The organism is Micromonospora chalcea (assembly GCF_002926165.1).
GTDB lineage: Bacteria > Actinomycetota > Actinomycetes > Mycobacteriales > Micromonosporaceae > Micromonospora > Micromonospora chalcea.
The window spans coordinates 25,523-48,788 of record NZ_MAGP01000024.1 but is presented as its reverse complement, the minus strand read 5'-3'; the positions used below and the strand labels follow the sequence as shown (position 1 = coordinate 48,788).

The following is a 23,266-nucleotide window of genomic DNA, read 5'->3' as shown; positions in this document are numbered from 1 at the left end:
CATGACGGAGATGACTGTGGTCGTACCCCGGCGGTGGGCCGGGTGGGCGCGGACGCGGCACCTGGCCGCGATGGTGGTGGCGATGCTGGCCGGGATGGTGCTGCTCGGGCCGCTGTGGCGGGTGGGCGCGGACGTGCTGGGCGGCGCGGCGGTGCTGGCGCGGCCGGACGTGGGCGCGCTGGTGATGGCGACGAACATGGCGGCGGGCATGGCCGCGTGGATGTGGCACCGGGGGTACGGCTGGGCCGCCACCGGCGAGATGTCGGCGGCCATGTACGTGCCGTTCCTGCTGCTGCTTCCGCCCTGGTGGGCGGGGTGGGTCGGCGACGACGCGCTGCTGCTCGGCGGCCACCTGCTGATGGTGCCGGCGATGCTGCTGGTGGCGCTGCGGCACCGGCACACGTCCGCCGCGCCGCCCCGCCGACACCCGGTCGCGGCAGCCGTGGCGCGCGGGTGGCCGGCCGGGCTGGCGCTGCTCATGACCGTGGACATGTGGTTCGCGCCGACCGTCTTCGCGCCGTGGACGCTGCTGGTCCTGCCGGCCGGCTACCTGCTGATCGGCACCTGGCGGCGGCAGTGGGGCGACCGGCGCGCGCTGGCCGCGCAGCTCGCCGGGCCGGCCGGGTGGGGCGGCCTGGCGGTCGTGGCGACGACCGCGTCCGCCGACGTCGCCGGGGTGCTCGTCGGGGTGGGCTGGCTCGTCCACGCCGCCTGGGACGCCTGGTACCACCGCACCGGAACTGTGGTGCCGCGCGGGTACGCGCTGTGGTGCGCGGTGTTCGACGTCGCGGTCGGTTTCACCACGTTGCTGGCCGTCCTGTCCCGGTGATCCGGCGGGGGCACGGGGCCACGCCGGATCACCCGGAGGGGACGGCACGCAGGTGGCGCGGCGAACGTTTGGCCCGGTCGCCGCGAGCGCCGCGCGGCGGTGATGAAAAACTTGTCGCATGACCGCCGCACCGACCCCGACCGACCCCGCCATTCCCGCCGACGCCGAGGACGCCACCGCCTTCGCGGATCTCGGGCTGCGCACCGAGTTGCTGGGCGCGCTGGCCGCGCTCGGCTACGAGGAACCCACCCCGATCCAGCGGGAGGCGATCCCTCCGCTGCTGGCCGGGCAGGATCTGCTGGGACAGGCGGCGACCGGTACGGGCAAGACCGCCGCGTTCGCGCTGCCGCTGCTGCAGCGGATGCCGGTGGGACGACCGGACGGCGACCCGGTGTCGCTGGTGCTGGTGCCCACCCGTGAGCTGGCCGTGCAGGTCTCCGAGGCGTTCCACCGCTACGGCAAGGACCTGGGCGCCCGGGTGCTGCCGATCTACGGCGGGCAGCCGATCGGCCGGCAGCTGCGCGCGCTCGACCACGGGGTGGACGTGGTGGTCGCGACGCCGGGCCGGGCCCTGGACCACATCGCCCGGGGCACGCTGCGGCTGGGCGCGCTGGCCACGGTGGTGCTGGACGAGGCGGACGAGATGCTCGACATGGGCTTCGCCGAGGACATCGAGGCGATCCTGGAGCACGCGCCGGCCGGCCGGCAGACGGTGCTGTTCTCGGCCACCATGCCGGCCCGCATCGACGGGCTGGCCCGGCAGCACCTGACCGATCCGGTCCGGATCCAGATCGAGCGGGAGCGGCCGGTCGCCGTGGAGGCGCCCCGGGTACGGCAGAGCGCGTACATCGTGGCCCGGGGTCACAAGCCGGCCGCGCTGGGCCGGGTGCTGGACGTGGAGTCGCCCACCGCGGCGATCGTGTTCTGCCGCAGCCGCGAGGAGGTCGACCGGCTCACCGAGACGATGAACGGCCGGGGCTACCGGGCCGAGGCGCTGCACGGCGGGATGAGCCAGGAGCAGCGGGACCGGGTGATGGGCCGGCTGCGCGCGGGTACGGCGGACCTGCTGGTCGCCACCGACGTGGCCGCCCGGGGGCTGGACGTCGAGCAGCTCACCCACGTGGTCAACTACGACGTCCCGTCGGCGCCGGAGTCGTACGTGCACCGGATCGGCCGGGTGGGCCGGGCCGGGCGGGAGGGTGTGGCGATCACGCTCGCCGAGCCGCGCGAGCACCGGATGCTCAAGACCATCGAGCGGGTCACCGGCCAGCGGATCACCATCGACAAGATCCCCACGGTGGCGGACATGCGGACCCGGCGGCTGGAGCTGACCCAGGGCGCGCTGCGGGAGAGCCTGCTGGAGGACGACCTCGACCCGTACCGGGTGATCGTCGAGTCGCTGACCGACGAGTTCGACCTGGTCGAGGTGGCGCTGGCGGCGGTGAAGCTGGCGCACGAGGCGACGTCGCCCGGCTCGGACGACGAGGAGGAGATCCCGCAGGTTCCGGTCCGCGGCCCGCGCGAGGGCCGCCCGGAGACCGGTGGGCGGGGCGAGCGCCGGGGCCCGGGCCGTCCGCGTACCGGGGGGACCACCCAGGTCTTCATCGGGCTGGGCCGACGCGCCGGGGTACGGCCGCAGGACCTGGTCGGCGCGATCACCGGGGAGACCCGGATCAGTGGCCGGGACATCGGCTCGATCGAGATCGCCGACCGGTTCTCGCTGGTCGAGGTGCCGCAGGCGGTGGCCGACGAGATCATCTCAGGGCTGCGGGGCACCACGATCAAGGGCCGTAAGGCGACCGTACGCCGGGACCGGGACGGCGACGGTTCCGGTGAGCGCCGCGACCGGGGTTACGAGCGGCGCGACCGGCGCTGAGCGCGGGCGGACACGGCGTCGCCCCGGCCACCGTGCGTACGGTGGCCGGGGCGACGGCCGTCAGGCCGCGGCGAGCGCCGGGCCGTCCAGCGCCTGCGTGCCGATCTCGGCCGGGCGCAGCGCCAGCGCGAGCACGTCCGCCACGTCAGACAGGGTGTGCACGGTCAGCGCCTCCCGCACCTGCGCCGGCAGGTCGTCCAGGTCCGGCTCGTTGCGCTTCGGGATGATCACCTCGGTGAGACCGGCCCGATGCGCGGCGAGCAGCTTCTGCTTCACCCCGCCGATCGGCAGCACCCGGCCGGAGAGCGTCACCTCGCCGGTCATCCCGAACTCGGGCCGCACCGGACGCCCGGTCACCAGTGAGGCCAGCGCGGTCACCATGGTGATGCCGGCGCTCGGGCCGTCCTTCGGTACCGCGCCCGCCGGGACGTGCAGGTGGATCCGCCGCCCGGCCAGCGCGTTCGGGTCCAGCCCGTAGCGCCGCCCGTTCGACCGCAGGTACGACCACGCGATGTGCGCGGACTCCTTCATCACGTCGCCGAGCTGCCCGGTGAGCGTCAGCCCGGGCTCGCCCTCCATGGTGGTGGCCTCGATGAACAGCACGTCGCCACCGGCGCCGGTGACGGCCAGGCCGGTCGCCACGCCGGGCACGGCGGTCCGCTCGGCCGACTCCGGGGTGAACTTCGGCCGGCCCAGGTAGCGGGCCAGGTTCCCGGCGTCCACGTGTACCGGCGCGGCGTCCGTGGCGAGCGCGACGGCCACCTTGCGCAGGATCTTCGCCAGGGCCCGTTCGAGCTGCCGGACACCGGCCTCCCGGGTGTACTCGCCCGCGATCAGCGCCAGCGCGTCGTCGGCGACGCTCACCTCCTCGCCGGTCAGCCCGGCCCGCTCCCGCTGCCGGGGCAGCAGGTGGTCGCGGGCGATGGCCACCTTCTCGTCCTCGGTGTAGCCGTCCAGCGCGACCAGCTCCATCCGGTCCAGCAGCGGGCCGGGGATCGCCTCCACCACGTTGGCGGTGGCGAGGAACAGCACGTCGGACAGGTCGAGGTCGACCTCCAGGTAGTGGTCGCGGAACGTGTGGTTCTGCGCCGGGTCGAGCACCTCCAGCAGAGCCGCCGCCGGGTCGCCGGAGTAGCCGGCGGCCAGCTTGTCGACCTCGTCGAGCAGCACGACCGGGTTCATCGAGCCGGCCTCGCGCAGCGCCCGCACGATCCGGCCGGGCAGCGCGCCGACGTAGGTGCGCCGGTGGCCGCGGATCTCCGCCTCGTCCCGGACGCCGCCGAGGGAGACGCGGACGAAGTTGCGGCCCAGCGCCCGGGCGACCGACTCGCCGAGGCTGGTCTTGCCGACACCGGGCGGGCCGGCCAGGGCGAGCACCGCGCCGGAGCCGCGTCCGCCGACCACGCCGAGGTTGCGCTCCGCGCGCCGGTTGCGCACCGCGAGGTACTCCAGGATGCGGTCCTTCACGTCGGCCAGGCCGGCGTGGTCGGCGTCGAGCACGGCCCGCGCCGCGGCCAGGTCCGTGTTGTCAGCGGTACGCGTGCTCCACGGCATCTCCAGCACGGTGTCCAGCCAGGTACGGATCCAGCCCGCCTCGGGTGAGGCGTCGCTGGCCCGTTCCAGCTTGCCGACCTCGCGCAGCGCCGCCTCGCGTACCTTCTCCGGCAGGTCGGCGGACTCCACCCGGGAGCGGTAGTCGGCGGAGCCGTCGGGCTCGTCCTCGCCGAGTTCCTTGCGGATCGCGGCGAGTTGCTGGCGGAGCAGGAACTCGCGCTGGGACTTCTCCAGCCCTTCGCGCACGTCGCTGTTGATCTGCTCGGTGACCTCCTGCTCGGCCAGGTGCTCCTTCACCCAGCCGACCAGCAGCTCCAGCCGACCGGTGACGTCCGGCGCGGCGAGCAGCTCGGTCTTCTGCGCCAGGCTGAGCCAGGGCGCGTAGCCGGCCGAGTCGGCCAGCTCGGACAGGTCCGTCATCCGCTCCATCGCGTCGATCACCTGCCAGGCGCCGCGCTGCTGGAGCACCGAGGTCATGAGCGCGCGGTACTCGCGGGCGAGTTCCCGGGCGCGGCCCGCCGGTGCGGGTTCGTCGAGCGTCGCGGCCTCGACCCAGAGCGCGGCGCCGGGACCGGGCACGCCGGAGCCGATGCGGGCGCGGACGAGACCGCGGATCACGGCGGCCGGCTCGCCGCTGGGCAGCCGGCCCACCTTCTCGATCGTGGCGACCACGCCGACGGAGCCGTACTCGCCGTCGAGGCGGGGCACGGCCAGGAGTTCCTTGTCGCCGGTGGCGCGGGCCGCGTCGACGGCGGCCTGGGTGGTCGGGTCGAGGGTGACCGGGATGACCATCCCGGGCAGCAGGACGGTGTCGGTCAGGGGAAGTACCGGAAGAGTTGCCATCGGACACCTGCCATCACGTTGGTTGAGCGTGTCTGGCTCAAGTAACAAAAGGTGCCCCTTGTTCCGGGTTGTGACCCACGCCACTGTCCGACCTTCCCGACGCCTGTTCGCGCACCGGTCCTCTATTGGCCGCGACGCTTACCTGGCACGACCCGCCGAATGCAAAGAGGCGGGTATTGTTGCGAAATTACCGTGAGGTAAGTCAGACTCTTAGCACACCCCGCCCGACACAGGGAGTAATGGCGATGGCAAGGAAAGTAATCACCGTTCTGACCGACGACCTCGACGGCGGAAAGGCCGATCGGACCGTCGAGTTCAGCCTGGACGGCGTGGCGTACACGATCGACGTGTCCGACGAGAACGCGGGCGTTCTGCGCAAGGCGCTGGACCCGTACATCAGCGCTGGCAGGCGGATCGGCCGCGGCGCCACCGAGGTCGCCCGCGCCACCCGGCGCGCGGGCCGGCCGAGCACCTCGGGAATGGACCGCGAGCAGAACCGCGCCATCCGCGAATGGGCAGCCAAGAACGGGTACGAGATTTCCGAGCGCGGGCGCATCCCGGTGTCGGTCGTCGAGGCGTACAAGAACCGCTGAGCGCTAAACACTCACCGTCGGGTATCCCAGGGTCACGCTGAGAAATCGCAGCGCCCGGCCGGCCTTTTGTGTTGTCGGTGACTTTCATCGGGCTGGAGTCCGACGGCATGAAACTTCTTCCCGGAACGATTCCCACGCTCCCCTGCCGGACCCGCCTCGCGTACCCACCACGCGGACACGACACGGCCGCGGCCACCCGGACGGTTCCCGGGCGGCCGCGGCCGTCGCGTGTCCTCAGTTGACCCGGATGCGCACCACGTCGATGGCGGGAGTCTGGTTCGCCCGCTCCATCATCGGGATGCGGTGCGAGCCGTCACCGGCCCAGACCGCACACTGCGCCACGCCCGACTGCGCCAGGCCCGGGATCTGGATCAGCACGTCGTCCGGCTGGTTGCCGCCGCGGCCGTCCTCGGTGGCGACGAAGAACGCCGGCACGTCCTGCGGGTTCGGGGGCTGCCGGGTGCTGCCGAGCATCCGGCAGGCGGTGTGGAAGTGGCCGCGCACCAGGCCCTGACCGTTGAGCAGCGAGCTCTCCAGGTAGTAGCCGCCCTGCCCGGCCGCGAGGAAGCGGTCCCGCACCAGGTTCTTGGTGGTCACCCGGAGCGTGAACGGCTGGTTGCGCCGCACCTGGTTCGGGAACTGCGTGATCAGCAGCGACGGGTTGTTCGCCGCGGCGCCCACCTCACCGAACGCGGTGCTGACGCACCGGTTGCCGTTCTGGAAGCCGTCGTGCCCCTGCAGCTGGCTGCCGGAGCAGTCCTTGGCGAGCACGTTCAGCCCGTTGCCGCCACCGTTGTTCTGGCCGCCGCCGTTGTTGTTCCCGCCGCCGTTGTTCCCGCCGTTCTGGCCCCCGTTCTGACCGCCGTTGTTGTTGCCGCCGTTCTGACCCCCGCCGTTCTGACCCCCACCGTTGCCGGGGACGTCGGTCAACGCGCACCGGGCGAACTGGTCCAGCCCCTGCGGGCGCTGGCCGAACCGGCCGATGGCGGTGGCGATCCGGTTCAGCGCCGCGGTCCGCTTGTCCGCGAGCGGACCCAGGATCGCGTTGTCGATGAACTCGCCGCCGTTGCGGCCCTCCGCCGCGAGCCGCCGGTTCGCCTCAGCGATCTGGGACGTCAGCGCCGCCAGCTCGCGATCCACCTCGGCACGGGCCCGGCCGGGCACCTGCGGCAGCCGACCCCGGACGTCCGGGCAGGTCACGGTCGGAGTGCCGGCGCCGGCGCCACCCGCGGTCGTCTGCTGGCACTCGGCCGGCGACATCTGGCCGTCGCCCCAGTGGTTGCGGACCCAGCGGCCGTTCTGCCAGGTACGGGTGCTGCTGCCCTGGCCGTCCGGGGCGGTCGCCCCCGGGCTGGCGGGCACACAGGACGCCGAGGCGGCGCGCGTGGTCGTCCGCCGGTCCTGGGCGGACGAGATCTGGGTGACGGCCACGATGCCGCCGAAGACCGCGAGCGTGCCGACCACTGCCAGCACCCGCTTGCTCCGCGCGTTACCGGATGACCGGCGCGCCCGTGTGGACCTGCGCATCGAATTGCTCTCCTTCTCGATCCGGTAGTTGACTGGTGATCCCGGCGGACCGATGAATTCGGGGTGTGAGATCACTGCGACGCTCGGGTCGCGCGTCGATGGCCGACGATGCCCTTTCCGCATCGTCTCCGCGCCGTCCGGGCGCGGCGGCGAAGTCTGCGTCCATTCCCGATGAGGTACGGAGCGCCGTCGGCGAAGGTTCAACCGGAGATCGAAAAAAATCGGGACGTGCCGGGCCGGGGTCGGCTCGGCGCCGCGGCCAGGAAGGATTCAGTCCGCGCAGAGGTGGTCGAAGGCGAAGCCGCCGTCGAAGGAGTCCCGCCGGGCCGCGAGCGCGCGCACCCGACCGCGAAGCTCCTCCCGGTCCACCAGAGACGCCCCGGCGGCGTCGAGATCGCGCAGTCGCTCCCCCAGCGCCATCGCGGCCAGGTCCTCGGCGAGCCGGCCCGGGTCCACGCCGCAGGAGAATCCCCGCGACGTCAGCCGTACCCGCTCCAGCAGGCAGCCGCCGGGCCGCACCTCGACCCAGCACCAGCCCTCCGCCGGGCCGCCGGTCCAGCGCACGTGCAGCCCGCGCACGATCGGGTCGGCGAGCCGGCCGGCCACGTACGCCTCGACCGCCTCGACCCGCGCGAGCGCCCCGAGGTCGTTCACCGGTCCACGCCGGCCGTCCGGCAGCCGGCCGATGATGTCCCGGAAGCCGACCGCGTCCCCGGCCTCCGGGTCGGTGCCCTCGGCGTAGGCCCGCGCGTCCAGGACGTACTCGACGAAGCGGCGGACGTGATCGGCGCCGCGCAGCGTCGGTGACTCGACCCGCAGCAGCGGCAGGCCGACGGCGGCGGACACCGCGTCGGTCAGCCGTTCCTCCCGGCGGGCGGGCGACCCGTCGGACGCGGGCGCGGTGAACCGCACCGCGAAGCGCGGCAGGCCGGTGTCGGCGGCGCCGACCACCAGGTCCAGCGGCGCCCGTCCGGCCGTGCTCCACTGGTTGCCGGTGACTCCCGGCGGACGGCCCTGCACCAGCTCGCCGAGCCGCCGGCCGGCGTACCCGACGTGCCCGTGGCGGGTCAGGCACGGCGTCGCGCCGGACGGGACCGGCCGCAGCCAGGAGGCGGTCACGCTGCCGGTGTTCGTCATCTCGCCCCGCCCCCCGTCGTCCGGTCGACGCCCGAGTGTAGGGCGTCGGGCGTCCGCCCCGGCGGTGCGGTGGAGCACGCCGGGGCCCGCCGACCGGTGCGCAGCCGCGTCCGTGCCTCTAGGCTCTGCCCGTGCACAGCGGACGGACCCCGGAGCAGTTCACCAAACGCAGTCTCGTCGCCCTCTCCCACGCCATCGAGCGGGCCGCGCTCGCCGAGGCCGAGGACGGCCCGCTGATCGTGTTCGCCCTGTTCCAGCGGCTGCCGTACTTCGACCGGGAGCGCGAGGTCTACCGGCGCATCGCCGGCCGCGCCGCGGCGACGGTGGTGGCGATGGTCGGCGGCCCGCCGCCCGACCTGCCCGATCGCACGTACGGCGTGACGCTCGACGAGGCGGAGGAGCTGGCCCGCGAGTGGAGCGTGGTGGTGCTGAGCCCTCGGTTCGGCGCCACCCTCGTGGCCCACGACCGCGCCGAGGCGACGCCCGCGCCGACGCTGGAAGCCGGCCGGCTCTTCGACGGCCGCTGGGGATTCCGCCGGGACGAGGCGCTGCACGAGGCCATCCGGCTGCGCGAACAACTCGCCGAGCGGCTGCCCGCCGAGGCGCGCACGGCGCTGGACGAGGCGATCGCCCGGGTGCGCGACATCCCGGCCGGACCGGGCGAGCCGCGCGCCGAGGCGGCGCTGCGGCTGCTGGCCCGCCGCGCCGACCGGGTCACGCCGCCGGTCCAGCCCGCCGAGGCGTTCCTCGACGAGCCGGGCCTGCGCCGGTGGGCCGGCATGGACGGGGTGACCGCCTCGGGCACGCTGCCGGTGGCGCTGGTCGGCCTGCGGGTGGACGAGCCGCCCGGCTCGCCGGAACGATTCGGCCGGCGCAACGGCGCCCGGGAGGGCCATGCCGTGCTCGCCGCCGTCACCGGCGCGCTGCGCCCGGTCGACCGCGCGCTGCGGGTCGCCGAGAACGAGTACCAGCTCCTGCTGCCCGGGCTGGACGAGCCGGCCGCGCTCGAGGTGGTGCGCCGCCTGCACGACGCGATCGCCGCGCTCGCCAAGTCGTACCCGTTCCTGGTTTACACGATGCACGCGGCGGTCGGGGTGAGCACCCGGCGGCCGCTGCCCACCGCAGACCTGCGCGCCGCCGTCGACTGGGCGGCCCGCAAGGGCCTGCCGGTGGCGGGCCTGCCGCCGGAGACGGCCGACGCCGCGACCGCGCCGGCCCGCTGATCCGCGGTACGAGGGGAGAACACGCCGTGCGGGTGGTGTCGCTGGTGCCGTCGCTGACCGAGGCGGTGGCGGCCACCCGCCCGGAGGTGCTGGTCGGGGCGACCGACTGGTGCACCCATCCGGCCGGGCTGGACGTCGCCCGGGTCGGCGGGACGAAGTATCCGGACCTGGACCGGGTGCTCGCCCTCAAACCGGATCTGGTGCTGCTCAACGAGGAGGAGAACCGGCTGGCCGACGCCGAGGCGTTGCGCGCGGCCGGGGCGCCGGTGCGGGTCACGTTCCCGCGTACCGTGCCGGAGGCGCTCGACCAGCTCGGCGAGCTGGTGGTAGCGCTCGGCGCGCCGGCCGAGCCGCCGTGGCTGACGGCAGCCCGTCGCGCCTGGGCGGCCCTGGGCACGCCGGCGCGCGTCCGCACCGCTGTGGTGCCGGTGTGGCGGCGCCCGTGGGTGGTGCTCGGCCGGGACACGTTCGCCGGGGACGTGCTGGCCCGGCTCGGCGTGGTGAACGGCTGGGCCGGGGACGCGGAACGCTATCCCCGGCCCACTCTCGACGAGCTGCGCGCCCGGTCACCGGAGCTGGTGGTGCTGCCCGACGAGCCGTACCGGTTCACCGCCGACGACGGGCCGGAGGCGTTCCCGGGGGTGCCGGCGGCGCTGGTGTCCGGCCGGCACCTCACCTGGTACGGCCCGTCGCTGGCCGAGGCGCCGGCGCTGCTCGCCGCCCAGCTCGCGAGCGCCACCGCCTGACCACGCCGGCACGCTCAGGCAACCGGGGTGGCGTGCACCGGGTCCAGCTCCATCAGCGTGGTGTCGTCCAGGTCGTACCCGATGGCGTTGTGCACGGCGACCACGCCCGCGACCTGTCCGGCCAGGCGGCCGGCGAGCTCGACGGCGCTGCGCCGGTCCAGCCGACCGTCCATGGTGACCTCGCCGCCGCGGACCTGCACCGTGACCAGGCCGTCGCGGACCGACAGCACCCGGCGCAGCACCTCGTGCACCACCTCCTCGCGGATCTCCGCGTCGGTACGCAGGTGCACCCGGAGCAGGTCACCACGGGTGACGATGCCGGACAGCCGGCCCAGGTCGTCCAGCACCGGCACCCGCTTGACCGCCTCGCGGTCCATCAGCCGGGCCGTCGCGGCCAGCGAGGCGCGCTCGTGGGTGGTGACCGCCGGTGCGGTCATCAGGTCCCCGGCCACCAGCGCGTCGGCCTTCTCCCGGGCGGTACGGCGCCGCCGCCCCTCGAACACCCGGCGCTCGTCCGGGTGACCGGCCCGCTCCACCTTGTGCAGCAGGTCCGCCTCGGAGATCACGCCGAGCACCCGGTGGAACGAGTCGACCACCGGCACGCCGCTGATCCGCTTACGCACCAGCACGTCGACGATCTCGCGGTACGGGGTCTGCTCCGTCACCGCCGCGACGTCCCTGGTCATCACGTCGGCCACCTGCCACGTCCTCATCACGACCTCCTCGTACCGGGCCTTCACCTGCGACGATAGGCCGCCGCAAACGCCCTGGTCAGGGGCGGCGGACCGGCGGGGACGGGCCGACCGGACCGGGTACGGACGGGACCAATGACCCGGTCATCAGGGCACCGGTAGGCCCTGCTCCGGGAGGCGGCTCGGCGGTGGAATGAATGTGCCACCGGGAAGCGCGGTGCGAGGCACAGGAAGGGACGTGGAGACCATGACCGCGACAATCGAGCGGACCCCCGCCGTCAAGCGGACCCCCGCCGCCACCACCGCTCCGGCGGCGCACATCGAGACCACCCGGCAGAAGGCCACCCGGTACGTGTGGGCCGGCCTGCGGCTCGCGCTGGGCTGGATCTTCCTCTGGGCCTTCCTCGACAAGATGTTCGGCCTCGGCCACGAGACCGCGGCGAAGAACGCCTGGATCAACGGCGGCAGCCCGACCAAGGGCTTCCTGGGCAACGCGGTCGAGGGCCCGTTCGCGGACCTCTACCGGAACATCGCCGGCGCGGCCTGGGCGGACACGCTGTTCATGCTCGGCCTGCTCGGCATCGGTGTCGCGCTGATGCTCGGCATCGGCATCCGGATCGCCGCCGTGGCCGGCGGACTGCTCCTGGTCCTGATGTGGACGGCCGTGCTGCCCCCGGCGAACAACCCCTTCATGGACGACCACCTCATCTACGCGGGCCTGTTGGCCGGTCTCGCCCTGGTGGGCGCCGGCAACACCCTCGGCCTCGGCCGGATCTGGGCGAAGCTCCCCCTGGTCCAGCGTCTCCCCTGGCTGAAGTGAACCAGCCCGCTGCGGGGCGGGCGTCGCCGACAGGCGGCGCCCGCCCCCTTCTCGTGTCCCCGCCACGCCGTTGTGCGGGGACCGGCGCGTATCGGCCGGTCGCGATCCCGCAGGATCGACGGTGACCACACCGTCAGCACCGAGGAGACCGTTCATGGACAAGCCCCAGGTCGGCCCGATCGAGGGCGCGCCGCCCGCGGATCTGGTCGTCGAGGACATCACCGTCGGCGACGGCCCGGAGGCCCGCCCGGGCCAACTGGTGAGCGTGCACTACGTGGGCGTGGCCCACTCGAACGGCCGCGAGTTCGACGCCTCGTGGAACCGGGGTGAGACGTTCGAGTTCCCGCTCGGCGGCGGCCAGGTCATCGCCGGCTGGGACCAGGGCGTCGTCGGCATGAAGGTCGGCGGCCGGCGCAAGCTCACCATCCCGCCGCACCTGGGCTACGGCGCCCGCGGCGCCGGCGGCGTCATCAAGCCGAACGAGACGCTCGTCTTCGTGGTGGACCTGCTCGGCGTGCGCTGAGCGCAGCGCCGTTCACGTCGGGCCGTCGGCACTCGCGCCGGCGGCCCGTCGTGTGCCCGGCGGCCCGCTCCCGTTCAGGCCGCGCACGCCACCATCTCGTGGGTGCGGCCGGACCGGTCGTGGGCACGACTCGGCACGTCCTGCGAGCGGTCGGAGCAGCGCACCGGGAGCACCCGGTGCAGGCCGGTCACCCGCAGCACCCGGGCCACCACCGGGTCCGGGTCGACGAGCACCAGCTCGCCACCGCGGGCCCGGACCCGCAGGTGGGTGGCGACGAGCGCGCGGACCCCGGCGGCGGACAGCAGCCGCACACCCGACAGGTCGACCCGCAGCACCGGCCGCGCCGGCGCGGCCCAGAGCGCGGCCCGGAACGCCGTCACGGTGGCGATGTCGATCTCGCCGACCGGACGCAGCTCGACCACGTGATCGTGCACGTCCATCGCCACGTGGAAGCGCTCAACGCTGTGTACCATGCGGCCAAACCTACCCGGCCCCACCGACAATTCCGGGCCTCGCGGCGGGGGTTCCGGGTACTGTCCGGGAACCGACCCCGAGCCGTCTCAGGGTCATCCCGCAGCCGCCGCGCCACGGGCGCGAAACGCCGTCGGGCACTGCCCTTCGCGACGCCGCCGGGCCACAATGAGCCGATGGCTGTCCCCCGCCCGCGTGCGCCCCTGCTGATCCGGCCGGTCCGCGAGCCGGCGACCGTGCCGCCGCCGCTGACCGGGCCCTGGACGCCCGCCGACACCCGGCTCGACCGGGCCGACCTGCTGCCGTTGCCGGCCGGCGGGCACGGGCCGGAGGACGTGGTGGTCGACGCCGACGGCCGGGTGGTCAGCGGCGACGAGGACGGCCGGCTCTGGTGGTGGCCCGCCGAGGCGGCGGCCGGCACCCGGCCCACGCTTCTGGCCGAGACCGGCGGACGGCCGCTGGGCATCGAACGGGACCCGGCCGACGGCGGGCTGCTCGTCTGCGACGCGTACCGGGGACTGCTGCGGGTCGACCCCGCCGGCGCGGTGCACGAGCTGACCGGGACCGCCCCGCCGGTGCACCTGGCCGACAACGCGGCGGTCGCGAGCGACGGCACCGTCTACTTCACCGACTCCTCCGACCGCTTCCCGCTGTCGCACTGGAAGCGGGACCTGCTGGAGCACCGGCCCAACGGGCGGGTGCTGGCCTACGACAGGCGCACCGGGCGCACCGACGTGGTCGCCGACGGGCTCTACTTCCCCAACGGGCTGGCGCTCACCCCGGACGAGTCGGCGCTGATGCTCGCCGAGACCGCCACCCACCGGCTGCTCCGGATCGACCTGCCGGGCGGGCGGGCCACGGTGCTGACCGACCTGCCGGCGTACCCGGACAACATCTCCGCGGTGGGTGACGGGACGTACTGGGTCGCGTTGCCCAGCCCCCGGCTGGCGACGATGGAACGGCTGCTGCCGCATCCGCGCGTCCGCCAGATCGTCGCGCTGCTGCCCGGCGCGGTGCAGCCCCGGCCGCGCCGTTACGGGCTGGTCGCGCTGGTCGACGGCGCGGGGCGGGTGCTGCGGACGCTGCACGGCCCGAGCGGGGCGTACCCGATGGTCACCGGCGTGCGGCTGCACGGCCGCCGGCTCTGGCTGGGCAGCCTGACCGCGGCCGGGGTGGCCCGCGTCGACCTGGACTGAGCACGGCACGGGGCCGTTCCTCCCCAGGTTCAGCCGCCGCTGTTGCTCCGCGACGGCGCCGGCGCCGACCCGCCGGCCACCGCGCCCGGGTGCGGCGTGGCGCTCTGCGTGGGCTTCAGCCCCGCCGGTACGGGCAGCGCGCTGCCCTTGGCGAACTCGTCCCAGCTGACGTTCCAGGCGGTGAAGCCGTTGCCCTGGTCGAGCTTCACCTCGGTGCCCCGCACTGTCACCAGGTCACCGACCTGCGTGACGCCCATGAGCCAGTCCGCGGCCGTGGCCGACACGTTCGTGCAGCCGTGCGAAGTGTTGGTGTAGCCCTGCTCCCCCTCCGACCACGGCGCGGAGTGGATGAACTCGCCGCCCCAGGTCAGCCGCTGGGCGTCGTCCACGTCGACCACGTAGCCGCCGTTTGGCTCACCCCGGGTGTCGAACGTGGTGTGCTCGTGCTTCTCCATGATCACCATGGTGCCGCTGGACGTCGGCGTGCTCTCCTTGCCGAGACTGACCGGGATCTTCTTGAGCACCTTGCCGTCCTCGTAGACGGTCATCTGCTTGGTCCCGTTGTCGATGTCGAGCGTCACCTGCCGACCGACCTTGGCGGTCGCGACCCGGTCGGAGTCGCCGATCGCCTCCTTGCCGATGGGCAGCCCCTGCAACGCGCTGCGCACGCTGATCGTCGTGCCCGGCTTCCAGCGGTCCGGCGCCCGGTACTCGGCCTGCTTGCCGTCGGCCACCCACGACCAGGTGCCGGGCTGCGGCGGGTCGGTCTTCACGAACAGCCGGCGCTGCACGTCCGCGCGGGCCTCCTTCGGAATCGGCGGGTCGAATCCGAGCACCACCGGCATCGCCGTCCCGTACGTCTGATTCGGCCGGAAATACAATTCGCTGGTGACGGCCGGTTTGGTGGATTTGGCCATCGTCGTGAACGTCGTCTTCTGCGTGGCGGTCTTCCCCGAATCGCCGGTCGCGGTCACCTCCGCCGTGTACGTCCGGGAATTGGCCAGCGGACGGTCCGGCACCCAGCCGGAGCCGTCCTCGCGCGGCTGGGCCGGTACGGCGTTGCCCTTGTCGTCGGTCAGCTTGACGGCTGTCACCTTGCCGTTGCTGACCTTCGTGCCCACCTCCGCGCTGATCGGCACGTTCTTCGTGCGATCGGCGGGTGTCACGGTGACCGACGGCGGCGACGCCTCGGCCTGTTTCGCCACCGACTTCGGGCCGGCGGTGCACGCGCCGACCGCCAGCGGCGCGGCTGCGACAGTCATCGCGAAAAGCGTCAGTCGGCGCCTCGCAAACATATTTCGCCCCCCATTTCCGAACCCTCTCGCCCACATTCTGTAGGCCCAGGATCACGCCGTGGCACCTTCGGCGGAATTGCTCGGAAAAGGCTGCGGAGAATCGTGCCGGACAGGTAATTCCCGTCCCCGCTTGCGCCGCACGCGCCCTCCGCCCGGTTCCCACCACCGCCCCTCCTCACCTCTTGACCGCCCCTTGTCCGTCGATCATGAAGTTGACGGCGCGCGGCGTCCTTTTTGTCCCCGCCAACCTCATGATCGACGAAGAGAGGGCGGCGTGAGGTTCCGACCCGGCGAGATCTTGGTACGAAACGGCCTCCATAGGGGCACTTTGCTACCAAGATCTCGACCGATCCCACCCACCGGAACAAGGGTCCCGCAAGACGGCCAGCGCTGGACTCCCTCGCTCGCGTCACCCGTGCCGCCGCGGCGATCTTGCAGTTGCGGCCCCGGAGAAGGGTGCGAATCGGGCACGTCGAGGGCCGCAAGTGCAAGATCGCGAGCGGGGGGCGGGGAGGCCGGGGCGGGGAGCGGGGGCGGGGACGCGCAGGGCGGTGACGCGGCGCGGCCCCGGACCTCCGTGGGGAGGGCCGGGGCCGGGAGCCTGACCGGTCAGACGTTGGCGACCAGGAGGGCGGGCTGCTCGACGCAGTCGGCGACGTGGCGCAGGAAGCCGCCCGCCACCCCGCCGTCGCAGACCCGGTGGTCGAAGGTGAGGCTGATCTGGGTCACCTTGCGGACGGCGAGCTGCCCGTCCACCACCCACGGCTTGTCCACGATCCGGCCGACGCCGAGCAGCGCCGCCTCCGGATGGTTGATGATCGGCGTCGAGCCGTCGACGCCGAACACGCCGTAGTTGTTGAGCGTGAATGTCCCGCCGGTCAGCCGTGCCGGGGGCAGCGTGCCGGCCCGGGCCGCCGCGGTGGTCTCGGCGAGCGCGGCGGCCAGCTCCCGGGTGGTCAGCCGCTGCGCGTCACGCAGCACCGGCACGACCAGGCCCCTGTCGGTCTGCGCGGCGATGCCCAGGTGCACGCCCGCGGACTGGATGATCCGCTGCCCCTCGGTGTCGACGTGCGCGTTGAGCTGCGGATACTTCCGCAGGCCGCTGAGGCAGATCCGGGCCAGCAGGGCCAGGATGCTCACCGGCGCCTCCGGCGCGGCGGCGTTGATCGCGGCGCGCGTCTCCAGCAGGCCGGTGGCGTCCACGTCGACCCAGATGGTCACCTCGGGGATCTCCCGGCGGCTGCGGGAGAGCTTGTCGGCGATCACCTTGCGGATGCCGGTGAGCGGGATGACCGTGTCACCGTCGCCGGCCGGGGCGAGCCCGACGTGGGCGGCCGGGGCGTCCGGCACCGCGGCCAGCCGGGCCGCCGGAGCAGCAGCGGCCACGGCGGCGTCCAGGTCAGCCCGGCGGATCACGCCGCCCGGCCCGGTGCCGCGCAGCGACGCCAGGTCGATGCCGTGCTCCTTGGCCAGCCGCCGCACGATCGGCGAGATGACAAGCGGCGCCGCCGCCGGTCCGCCGGTCCGCGCCGGGTCGACCGACGCCGGCGCGGCCTCGGGAGCGAGCGCCAGACGCGGCCGACGCCGCCGCTGGCCGGAGCCGCCGTGGCCGGTGCCGTAGCCGATCAGGACGTTTCCGGACCCGGCCCGCTCCTCCTCGCAATAGGTGGCGTGCGGGTCGGGGGCGTCGTCGAGCGGGGCGATGGTGATCAGCGGCTGACCGACCGGGCGTACCTCACCGGCCGCGCCGTGCAGGGCCACGACCCGTCCGGCGTACGGGCACGGCACGTCGACGACGGCCTTGGCGGTCTCCACCTCGACCACGCTCTGGTCCACGGTGACCACGTCGCCCACGGCCACCCGCCACTCGACGATCTCCGCCTCGCTCAGCCCTTCCCCGAGGTCGGGCAGGAGGAAGTCGCGGGTCCCCACAGCCGTGCTCATGCCGTGCCGGCCGGGCATGCCCTCACGGCCCTCGCTCCGCTCGGTGCGTTCGGTCATGCCGTTCCGGCCGGGCATGCCCTCACGGCCCTCGCTCCGCTCGGTGCGTTCGGTCATGCCGCCACCCACCTCGTGTCGGGCTGGTCGTCCCACTGCAGGCGGGCCACGGTGTCCAGCACCCGGTCGACCGAGGGCAGGTGGGTGTGCTCCAGCATCGGCGCCGGGTACGGGATGTCCAGCCCGGACACCCGCAGCACCGGCGCGTGCAGCGCATGGAAGCAGCGCTCCTGCACCCGCGCGGCGATCTCCGCGCCGACACCGGCGAAGCCCTGCGCCTCCTGGATCACCACGCACCGGCCGGTACGGCGTACCGAGGCGGTGACCGTGGCGTCGTCGAACGGCACGATGCTGCGCACGTCGACCACCTCCAGGTCCCAGCCCTCCTCGCGGGCGGCCTCGGCGGCGGCCAGCGCCACAGGCACCGCCGGCCCGTACGCGATAAGCGTCGCGTCGGTGCCGGGGCGGCGCACCACGGCGCTGCCGATCGGCGCGGTACGGGCCGGCAGCTCCGCCTCGGCGCTGGTGAAATAGAGCTTCTTGGGCTCCAGGAACACCACCGGGTCGGGGTCGTCGATGGCGGCGCGCAGCAGCGAGTACGCGTCGTCCACGGTCGCGGGCGTGACCACCTTCAGGCCGGGCGTGTGCGCGTAGTACGCCTCGGACGAGTCGCAGTGGTGCTCCACGCCGCCGATGCCACCGGCGTACGGCACGCGGATGACGATCGGCACGCTCAACGCGCCGCGGGTGCGGTTGCGCAGCTTCGCCACGTGCGAGGCGATCTGCTCGAACGCCGGGTACGCGAACGCGTCGAACTGCATCTCGACCACCGGCCGCAGGCCGGACATGGCCAGGCCGACCGCGAACCCGACGATGCCGGCCTCGGCGAGCGGGGTGTCGAAGCAGCGCTTGTCGCCGAACCGGGCCTGCAGCCCGTCGGTGATCCGGAAGACGCCGCCGAGCTGGCCGACGTCCTCACCGAAGACGACCACCCGCTCGTCGTCGAGCATCGCGTCGGCGAGCGCCGCGTTGAGCGCCTTCGCCATGGTCATGGTGGCCATCAGGCATCCCCCTCCGCGTCGGCGGCCAGCTCGGCCCGGACCATCTCGCGCTGCTCGACCAGTTGCGGCGTCGGCTCGGCGTACACGTGGTCGAACAGGCTCAGCGGGTCCACTGTCGGCTGGTCGTCCATCCGGCGGCGCAGCGCCGCGGCGTACTCCTCGGCCACCTCGGCGATCGCCGCGACGGCGGCGTCGTCGAGGACGCCCTTGGCCCGCAGGTACGCCTCGAGCCGGGCGATCGGGTCGCGGTCGCGCCACGCCTCGACCTCGTCGGCGTCGCGGTAGCGGGTCTGGTCGTCGGCGTTGGTGTGCGGTTCCATCCGGTAGGTGTGCGCCTCGACCAGGTAGGGGCCCTTGCCGGCGCGGGCGTGCGCGACGGCGCGCTCCAGCACCGCGAGCACGGCGACCGGGTCGTTGCCGTCGACCTGCTCGCTGGGTACGCCGTAGCCGACGCCCTTGTACGCGAGGCTCGGCGCGGCGGTCTGCCGGGACAGCGGCACGCTGATCGCGTACTTGTTGTTCTGCACCAGGTAGACGACGGGCGCCTTGAACACGGCGGCGAAGTTGATGCCCTCGTGGAAGTCGCCCTCGCTGGTGGCGCCGTCGCCGATGAACGCCAGTGCCACGGTGTCGCGGCCCTGGTACGACTCGCCGTAGGCCAGCCCGGCGGCGTGCACGCACTGGGTGGCGAGCGGGGTGCACTGCGGCGCGGTGCGGGTGGCGGCCGGGTCGTACCCGCAGTGCCAGTCGCCGCGCAGCAGCGTGAGCACCTCGACCGGGTCGAGGCCGCGCGCGGTCAGCGCCATCGACTCGCGGTACGTGGGGAACACCCAGTCGTCCTCGCGCAGCGCGAGCACGCCGCCGATCTGGCACGCCTCCTGGCCGCGCGCGGACGGGTAGACGGCGAGGCGGCCCTGCTTGGTGAGCGCGGTGGCCTGCACGTCGAAGCGGCGGCCGACGACCATCCGCCGGTACATCTCGCGCAGCGTCTCCACCGGCGGCTCCGGGTAGTCGTCGCGGGCCGGCAGCGGGGTCCCGTCGGGTTCGAGCAGCCGGACCGGCTCCCGCTGCGGCATGAAGCCGGCCGACGGGTCGGGTGCGGCCGGGGTGGTCTTCCGGCGGGTGCGCGGGGATGCCCTGCGGACCGCCTGGGGTGTGGTCGTCACGGCGGGGACCTCCTGGACGTGTGGTGGCCCTATGCTCCCGGTCGTGGATGATTGACTCAACATGCGGGATGAACGCGGGACGAATGGCACGGGAGGGCGGCTGCGGTGAGCCAGGAGACCGGCACCACACCGGGCGCGGCGGGCGGAACGGGACGTTCGGCCGGGCCGCTCGACGAGGTGGATCGGCGGATCCTGCGCGAGCTGGTCCGTGACGCCCGCACGTCCATCCGTACGCTGGCCGAACGGGTGCACGTCTCGCGTACCAACGCGTACGCCCGGGTGGAGCGGCTGCTGCGCGACGGGGTGCTGACCGGGTTCACCGCGCGGGTCGCGCCGGAGCCGGCCGGGCTGGGCACGTCGGCGTACATCGCGCTGACCATCGAGCAGAACACCTGGCGGGAGGTCTCCGCCGAGCTGGCCCGGGTGCGCTACATCGAGCACGCGGCGCTGCTCAGCGGCGAGCACGACGTCCTCGCGCTGGTCCGGGCGCCGGACAACGCGACGTTGCGGGACGTGGTGCTGGACCGGGTGCAGAGCATCGCCGGGGTGCTGTCCACACGTACCTGGCTGGTGTTCGAGGAGTTCGACGGCACGCAGAGCCCCTGGGACTGACCGCCTCAGCGTTCCGGCGGCGACTCCAGCCCTTCGGCGTCGGCCCGCTCCAGCAGGGGTTCCAGCGAGTACCGCCGCCCGTCCAGCCCGGCGTGCGGGTCGCCGCGGTCGGCGAACCGGTCGGGCATGCTGAGCACGTCGAAGTCCTCCGGGCGGGCGTCGTCCAGCTCGGACCAGTCCAGCGGCGCCGAGACCAGCGCCGCGGGTGTCGGCCGGATCGAGTACGCCGAGGTCATGGTGTGGTCGCGGGCCATCTGGTTGTAGTCGACGAACACCGGCCGGTCCCGCTGGTCGCGCCACCAGGTGGTGGTGACCAGGTCGGGCAGGCGTCGCTGCATCTCCAGGCCGAGCGCGAGCACCGCACGCCGGCACTCGCCGAAGCTCCAGCGCGGCTCGATCGAGACGTAGACGTGGATGCCGCGTCCGCCGGTGGTCTTCGGGAAGCCCTCCAGGCCCAGCTCGGCCAGGAACGCGCGTACCTCGTGCGCCACCGGCACCACCTGCGCGAAGTCGACACCCGGCATCGGGTCGAGGTCGATGCGCAACTGGTCGGGGCGTTCCACGTCGCCCTTCGACACCGGCCACGGGTGGAACCGCAGCGTGCCCAGGTTGGCCGCCCAGATCACCACGGCCAGCTCGCTCGGCGCCACCTCGTCGGCGGTACGGCCGCTGGGGAACGTGATGTGCGCGGTGCGCACCCAGTCGGGCGCGCCGGCCGGGAGCCGCTTCTGGTAGAACGCGTCGCCCTTGTTGGTCTGCCGGGTGGCCACCTTTGCGCCCTCGAACACGCCGCGCGGCCAGCGTTCCAGCATGGTCGGCCGGTCCCGCAGCGCGCGCAGGATGCCGTCGCCGACGGACAGGAAGTAGTTGACCACGTCCAGCTTGGTCAGCCCGCGCTCCGGGAAGTAGGGCTTGTCGGGGCTGGAGACGCGGACCAGCCGCTCCCCCACCTGGATCTCCTGCGCCGCCGTGGTCGCCACCGTCACACCGTAGCGATCCGGCCCGGCCGTGGGGACCGGCTCACCGGGACTCCCCGGTGACCGACAGCCGGATCCAGGCGTCCACCCAGGCCCGTACCGCCGGTTCGCCGGGGTCGGCGCCGAGCGCGCCGGCCAGGCCGGCCACTGTCGCGCCGCAGCGGTCCAGGCCGACCGCGGCGAGCCCGGCCGCCGTCGCGCGCAACCGCTCCGGGAAGGCGGCCGGCAGGTGCCGCAGGCCGGTGTGCGCGGCCTGCGCGAGCAGCGCCGCCGCCGCACCCAGCGCCGCGGCGACCGGGTCGGGCCGGGCGTCGACCGCGCCGGCCAGCCGCCCGTCACCCACCCCAGGCGCCAGATCGGGTACGACCACAGTGTCGGCGACCACCGCCAGCGGCTCGACGACGAGTCCGTCGGCGCCCCGGCGGACTGTCCCGCTGACGTAGCGCGGCGGCCCGTGTGTGCCGTCCAGTGCCGCCGCGAGCGCGTCGAGTGCACCCGGGGCGGCGGCGTGGTGAGTGGCGGTGACGGTCGCCGTGCCGCCGTCGACCCCGGTCACCGTGGCGTGCAGGCGCTGTTCGCCGGCCGCGTACCCGATGGCGCGGACCTCGCCGAGCGCGAGCACCCGCACCGACTCGGCGGCGGTCCGGGGGCGGAGCAGCCGGGGTGGCCGTCCGGCCAGCTCGGCGGCGAGCGCGTCCGGGTCGCGGGCGAGCAGGCCCGGCGGCAGGCCGGACCAGTCTCCCGCGCCGGGCGTGACAGTGGTGCGGGCCAGCCGGCCGGCGGCGAACCGGAGCTGGTGCGCGGCGCTGCGCACCGCCGACTCGGAGACCACGTTGCCGCCGGCGAGCGCGCCGAGCGTGGCGCCGGTGATCCGCCGCCCGGCCAGCTCGCGCCCGGTGGGCGGGTCGTCGCCGGTGACCGGGTAGGCGCGGCGCAGCACCAGCACCGAGACGGCGGCCGGGTGGGCGAGCACCACGTCCACGCCCACCTCGCCGCCGCTGGACCGGACCCGGGCGCCGAGGCCGGTCAGCCGTACCCGCCGCAGCGGCGTCTCCGCCGGCTCGTGGGTGCCGAGTACCCGCTCCGGCGGGGTGGCCCCGGCGTTGACCACCGCGCGCCGCCGCGCGGGCAGCTCGGCGAGCAGGTCGGCGAGGGTCTCCGGCCGGTACCGGGCGCCGCGCGCGGCGTACGCCTCCAGTTGCCCGGCCAGGTCCTCCACCGCCAGCAGCGGCCAGCGCAGACCGGCCGCGTCGAGGTCCCGCCGGGCCGCCGCGAGCCGGGCGTCCACGCCGGAGCCCAGGTGCGCGACGCCGGTCAGCAGCACGTCGGCGGCCAGCGCCACCGCCGCGTCCAGCGCCGGGTGATCCGTCACGGTGGCCGGTCCGCCGACGCGTACCTGCGCCTCGGGACGGTCCGGGTGTTCCCGGTCGGCCGCCCGGCACGCCCACACGGCGAGCGCGATCGACTCTCCGCCGTCGTCGGCGGCGTCGCCGCGCGCGTACCCGATCTGGCGGGGCACGAGGAACCGGACCGTGCCGGTAGGCAGCTCCACGCGCGGGACCGGGTCGGCGGCGTCCGGCCGGTGGACCACGGCGGTGTAGCCGCGGCGCAGCCGTCGCTTCGCGGCGGCGAGCGCCGGGGCGCCGATCGCGGCGGCCAGTTCCTCGTCGGTGACGTCGCCCGGCGACCACCGCCACGGCTCGCCGCCGGAGCCGGCGTCGTCCAGGCCCGGCGTGACGTCGTGGCCCGGCTCGGCGTCGTGGCTCGACGCGGCGTCGTGGCCCGGCACGGCCTGCCGGTCCGACGCCGCGGGCTGGTCCGGCGCGACCTCGCGGCCGGGGGCGTCGGCGTGCGTGCGCTGGTAGGTCAGCACGACGGTGAGCAGGTGCCGGCACACGCCGGGCGCCGGGCAGGAGCAGATCCCGGCCGCGAGGCCGCCGCGCACGGGCAGCGTCACCGTCACCCCGTCCGGGTACGCGGCGCGCACCGCGCCGTCGGTGTCCTCGGTGAGCATCGGCCGCTCACCGGCGTCGACCTCCTTCGTGGCGCGCTTCAACAGGCCCCTGTTGCTCAGCGCGGCCAGCACGTCCGGGGTGAGCGCGATCAGGTCGTCACGGGTCATCCGGT

At 74.3% G+C, this 23,266-nt stretch carries 20 protein-coding genes; 9 read left to right on the top strand and 11 right to left on the bottom strand.

Features of this window, described 5'->3' with window-relative positions:
* Position 1: 1 nt before the first annotated feature.
* The gene (locus BAW75_RS03755) at positions 2–829 is read left to right on the top strand and encodes a hypothetical protein (protein WP_104112639.1); all 828 of its coding nucleotides are present in this window, start codon (positions 2–4) and stop codon (positions 827–829) included.
* 118 nt (positions 830–947) lie between these two features.
* Positions 948–2,705, top strand: a complete 1,758-nt coding sequence (locus BAW75_RS03750; RefSeq protein ID WP_104112638.1) for a DEAD/DEAH box helicase — start codon at positions 948–950, stop codon at positions 2,703–2,705.
* A gap of 60 nt (positions 2,706–2,765) precedes the next feature.
* Here BAW75_RS03750 and lon read toward each other — a convergent pair whose 3' ends face one another.
* A complete protein-coding gene (gene lon / locus BAW75_RS03745) occupies positions 2,766–5,102 on the bottom strand; it encodes an endopeptidase La (RefSeq protein ID WP_104112637.1) in 2,337 nt (778 codons plus the stop codon).
* 245 nt (positions 5,103–5,347) lie between these two features.
* On the opposite strand from lon, the gene BAW75_RS03740 reads away from it, so the two are divergent.
* Entirely contained in the window at positions 5,348–5,695 is a 348-nt protein-coding gene (locus BAW75_RS03740; RefSeq protein WP_043330078.1) for a histone-like nucleoid-structuring protein Lsr2, read from the top strand.
* A 234-nt stretch (positions 5,696–5,929) separates the two neighbouring features.
* Here the strand turns inward: BAW75_RS03740 and BAW75_RS03735 are convergent, their stop codons facing one another.
* Together BAW75_RS03735 and BAW75_RS03730 are read right to left on the bottom strand one after the other, a co-directional pair.
* Entirely contained in the window at positions 5,930–7,222 is a 1,293-nt protein-coding gene (locus BAW75_RS03735; protein WP_167435516.1) for a hypothetical protein, read from the bottom strand.
* 270 nt (positions 7,223–7,492) lie between these two features.
* The gene (locus tag BAW75_RS03730) at positions 7,493–8,359 is read right to left on the bottom strand and encodes a hypothetical protein (RefSeq protein WP_104112635.1); all 867 of its coding nucleotides are present in this window, start codon (positions 8,357–8,359) and stop codon (positions 7,493–7,495) included.
* 131 nt (positions 8,360–8,490) lie between these two features.
* Between BAW75_RS03730 and BAW75_RS03725 the strand changes: the two genes are divergently transcribed.
* Together BAW75_RS03725 and BAW75_RS03720 are read left to right on the top strand one after the other, a co-directional pair.
* The gene (locus BAW75_RS03725) at positions 8,491–9,582 is read left to right on the top strand and encodes a DICT sensory domain-containing protein (RefSeq protein ID WP_104112634.1); all 1,092 of its coding nucleotides are present in this window, start codon (positions 8,491–8,493) and stop codon (positions 9,580–9,582) included.
* Between the two features lie 26 nt (positions 9,583–9,608).
* The gene (locus BAW75_RS03720) at positions 9,609–10,328 is read left to right on the top strand and encodes a helical backbone metal receptor (protein WP_104112633.1); all 720 of its coding nucleotides are present in this window, start codon (positions 9,609–9,611) and stop codon (positions 10,326–10,328) included.
* Positions 10,329–10,342: 14 nt separating this feature from the next.
* On the opposite strand, the gene BAW75_RS03715 is transcribed toward BAW75_RS03720, so the two are convergent.
* Positions 10,343–11,041 (bottom strand): CBS domain-containing protein, encoded by a 699-nt coding sequence (locus tag BAW75_RS03715; RefSeq protein WP_030499932.1) that lies wholly within the window; start codon positions 11,039–11,041, stop codon positions 10,343–10,345.
* 217 nt (positions 11,042–11,258) lie between these two features.
* Here BAW75_RS03715 and BAW75_RS03710 point away from each other — a divergent pair, with 217 nt between their 5' ends.
* Complete coding sequence (locus tag BAW75_RS03710; protein ID WP_369799256.1) at positions 11,259–11,840, top strand: hypothetical protein; 582 nt, start codon at positions 11,259–11,261, stop codon at positions 11,838–11,840.
* A 154-nt stretch (positions 11,841–11,994) separates the two neighbouring features.
* Positions 11,995–12,363 carry an FKBP-type peptidyl-prolyl cis-trans isomerase gene (locus BAW75_RS03705; protein ID WP_030499930.1) on the top strand — a complete coding sequence of 123 codons (369 nt, stop codon included), beginning with the start codon at positions 11,995–11,997 and terminating at the stop codon, positions 12,361–12,363.
* Positions 12,364–12,437: 74 nt separating this feature from the next.
* On the opposite strand, the gene BAW75_RS03700 is transcribed toward BAW75_RS03705, so the two are convergent.
* A complete protein-coding gene (locus BAW75_RS03700) occupies positions 12,438–12,836 on the bottom strand; it encodes an STAS domain-containing protein (RefSeq protein WP_083297017.1) in 399 nt (132 codons plus the stop codon).
* 174 nt (positions 12,837–13,010) lie between these two features.
* Between BAW75_RS03700 and BAW75_RS03695 the strand changes: the two genes are divergently transcribed.
* A complete protein-coding gene (locus tag BAW75_RS03695; RefSeq protein ID WP_104112632.1) occupies positions 13,011–14,030 on the top strand; it encodes an SMP-30/gluconolactonase/LRE family protein in 1,020 nt (339 codons plus the stop codon).
* 29 nt (positions 14,031–14,059) lie between these two features.
* Here BAW75_RS03695 and BAW75_RS03690 read toward each other — a convergent pair whose 3' ends face one another.
* The 4 genes from BAW75_RS03690 to pdhA all read right to left on the bottom strand — a co-directional run bounded on the left by BAW75_RS03690 (position 14,060) and on the right by pdhA (position 19,583).
* Positions 14,060–15,325, bottom strand: coding sequence for a L,D-transpeptidase (locus BAW75_RS03690; protein WP_208635179.1), 1,266 nt, complete (start codon positions 15,323–15,325; stop codon positions 14,060–14,062).
* A gap of 609 nt (positions 15,326–15,934) precedes the next feature.
* On the bottom strand, positions 15,935–17,269 hold the full coding sequence (locus tag BAW75_RS03685) for a dihydrolipoamide acetyltransferase family protein (RefSeq protein WP_104112687.1): 1,335 nt from the start codon (positions 17,267–17,269) through the stop codon (positions 15,935–15,937).
* A 110-nt stretch (positions 17,270–17,379) separates the two neighbouring features.
* On the bottom strand, positions 17,380–18,384 hold the full coding sequence (locus tag BAW75_RS03680) for an alpha-ketoacid dehydrogenase subunit beta (RefSeq protein WP_069088570.1): 1,005 nt from the start codon (positions 18,382–18,384) through the stop codon (positions 17,380–17,382).
* Positions 18,384–19,583, bottom strand: coding sequence for a pyruvate dehydrogenase (acetyl-transferring) E1 component subunit alpha (gene pdhA / locus BAW75_RS03675; RefSeq protein ID WP_167435518.1), 1,200 nt, complete (start codon positions 19,581–19,583; stop codon positions 18,384–18,386). The genes BAW75_RS03680 and pdhA overlap by 1 nt, the downstream gene beginning before the upstream one ends.
* Before the next feature lie 72 nt (positions 19,584–19,655).
* On the opposite strand from pdhA, the gene BAW75_RS03670 reads away from it, so the two are divergent.
* Positions 19,656–20,162: an Lrp/AsnC family transcriptional regulator gene (locus BAW75_RS03670; protein WP_030499924.1), complete on the top strand. Its 507-nt coding sequence runs from the start codon at positions 19,656–19,658 to the stop codon at positions 20,160–20,162.
* A gap of 5 nt (positions 20,163–20,167) precedes the next feature.
* Here the strand turns inward: BAW75_RS03670 and BAW75_RS03665 are convergent, their stop codons facing one another.
* Both BAW75_RS03665 and BAW75_RS03660 read right to left on the bottom strand, forming a co-directional pair.
* Entirely contained in the window at positions 20,168–21,148 is a 981-nt protein-coding gene (locus BAW75_RS03665) for a DNA polymerase domain-containing protein (protein WP_104112629.1), read from the bottom strand.
* Between the two features lie 34 nt (positions 21,149–21,182).
* Positions 21,183–23,261: a serine/threonine-protein kinase gene (locus tag BAW75_RS03660; RefSeq protein WP_104112628.1), complete on the bottom strand. Its 2,079-nt coding sequence runs from the start codon at positions 23,259–23,261 to the stop codon at positions 21,183–21,185.
* Positions 23,262–23,266: the final 5 nt, after the last annotated feature.

Bases quoted from the DNA above. Each gene is read 5' to 3' on its own strand.
- BAW75_RS03755 (WP_104112639.1), top strand. From the start codon at position 2: ATGACGGAGATGACTGTGGTCGTACCCCGGCGGTGGGCCGGGTGGGCG.
- BAW75_RS03750 (WP_104112638.1), top strand. From the start codon at position 948: ATGACCGCCGCACCGACCCCGACCGACCCCGCCATTCCCGCCGACGCC.
- lon (WP_104112637.1), bottom strand. From the start codon at position 5,102: ATGGCAACTCTTCCGGTACTTCCCCTGACCGACACCGTCCTGCTGCCC.
- BAW75_RS03740 (WP_043330078.1), top strand. From the start codon at position 5,348: ATGGCAAGGAAAGTAATCACCGTTCTGACCGACGACCTCGACGGCGGA.
- BAW75_RS03735 (WP_167435516.1), bottom strand. From the start codon at position 7,222: ATGCGCAGGTCCACACGGGCGCGCCGGTCATCCGGTAACGCGCGGAGC.
- BAW75_RS03730 (WP_104112635.1), bottom strand. From the start codon at position 8,359: ATGACGAACACCGGCAGCGTGACCGCCTCCTGGCTGCGGCCGGTCCCG.
- BAW75_RS03715 (WP_030499932.1), bottom strand. From the start codon at position 11,041: ATGAGGACGTGGCAGGTGGCCGACGTGATGACCAGGGACGTCGCGGCG.
- BAW75_RS03705 (WP_030499930.1), top strand. From the start codon at position 11,995: ATGGACAAGCCCCAGGTCGGCCCGATCGAGGGCGCGCCGCCCGCGGAT.
- BAW75_RS03700 (WP_083297017.1), bottom strand. From the start codon at position 12,836: ATGGTACACAGCGTTGAGCGCTTCCACGTGGCGATGGACGTGCACGAT.
- BAW75_RS03695 (WP_104112632.1), top strand. From the start codon at position 13,011: ATGGCTGTCCCCCGCCCGCGTGCGCCCCTGCTGATCCGGCCGGTCCGC.
- BAW75_RS03690 (WP_208635179.1), bottom strand. From the start codon at position 15,325: ATGTTTGCGAGGCGCCGACTGACGCTTTTCGCGATGACTGTCGCAGCC.
- BAW75_RS03685 (WP_104112687.1), bottom strand. From the start codon at position 17,269: ATGAGCACGGCTGTGGGGACCCGCGACTTCCTCCTGCCCGACCTCGGG.
- BAW75_RS03680 (WP_069088570.1), bottom strand. From the start codon at position 18,384: ATGGCCACCATGACCATGGCGAAGGCGCTCAACGCGGCGCTCGCCGAC.
- BAW75_RS03660 (WP_104112628.1), bottom strand. From the start codon at position 23,261: ATGACCCGTGACGACCTGATCGCGCTCACCCCGGACGTGCTGGCCGCG.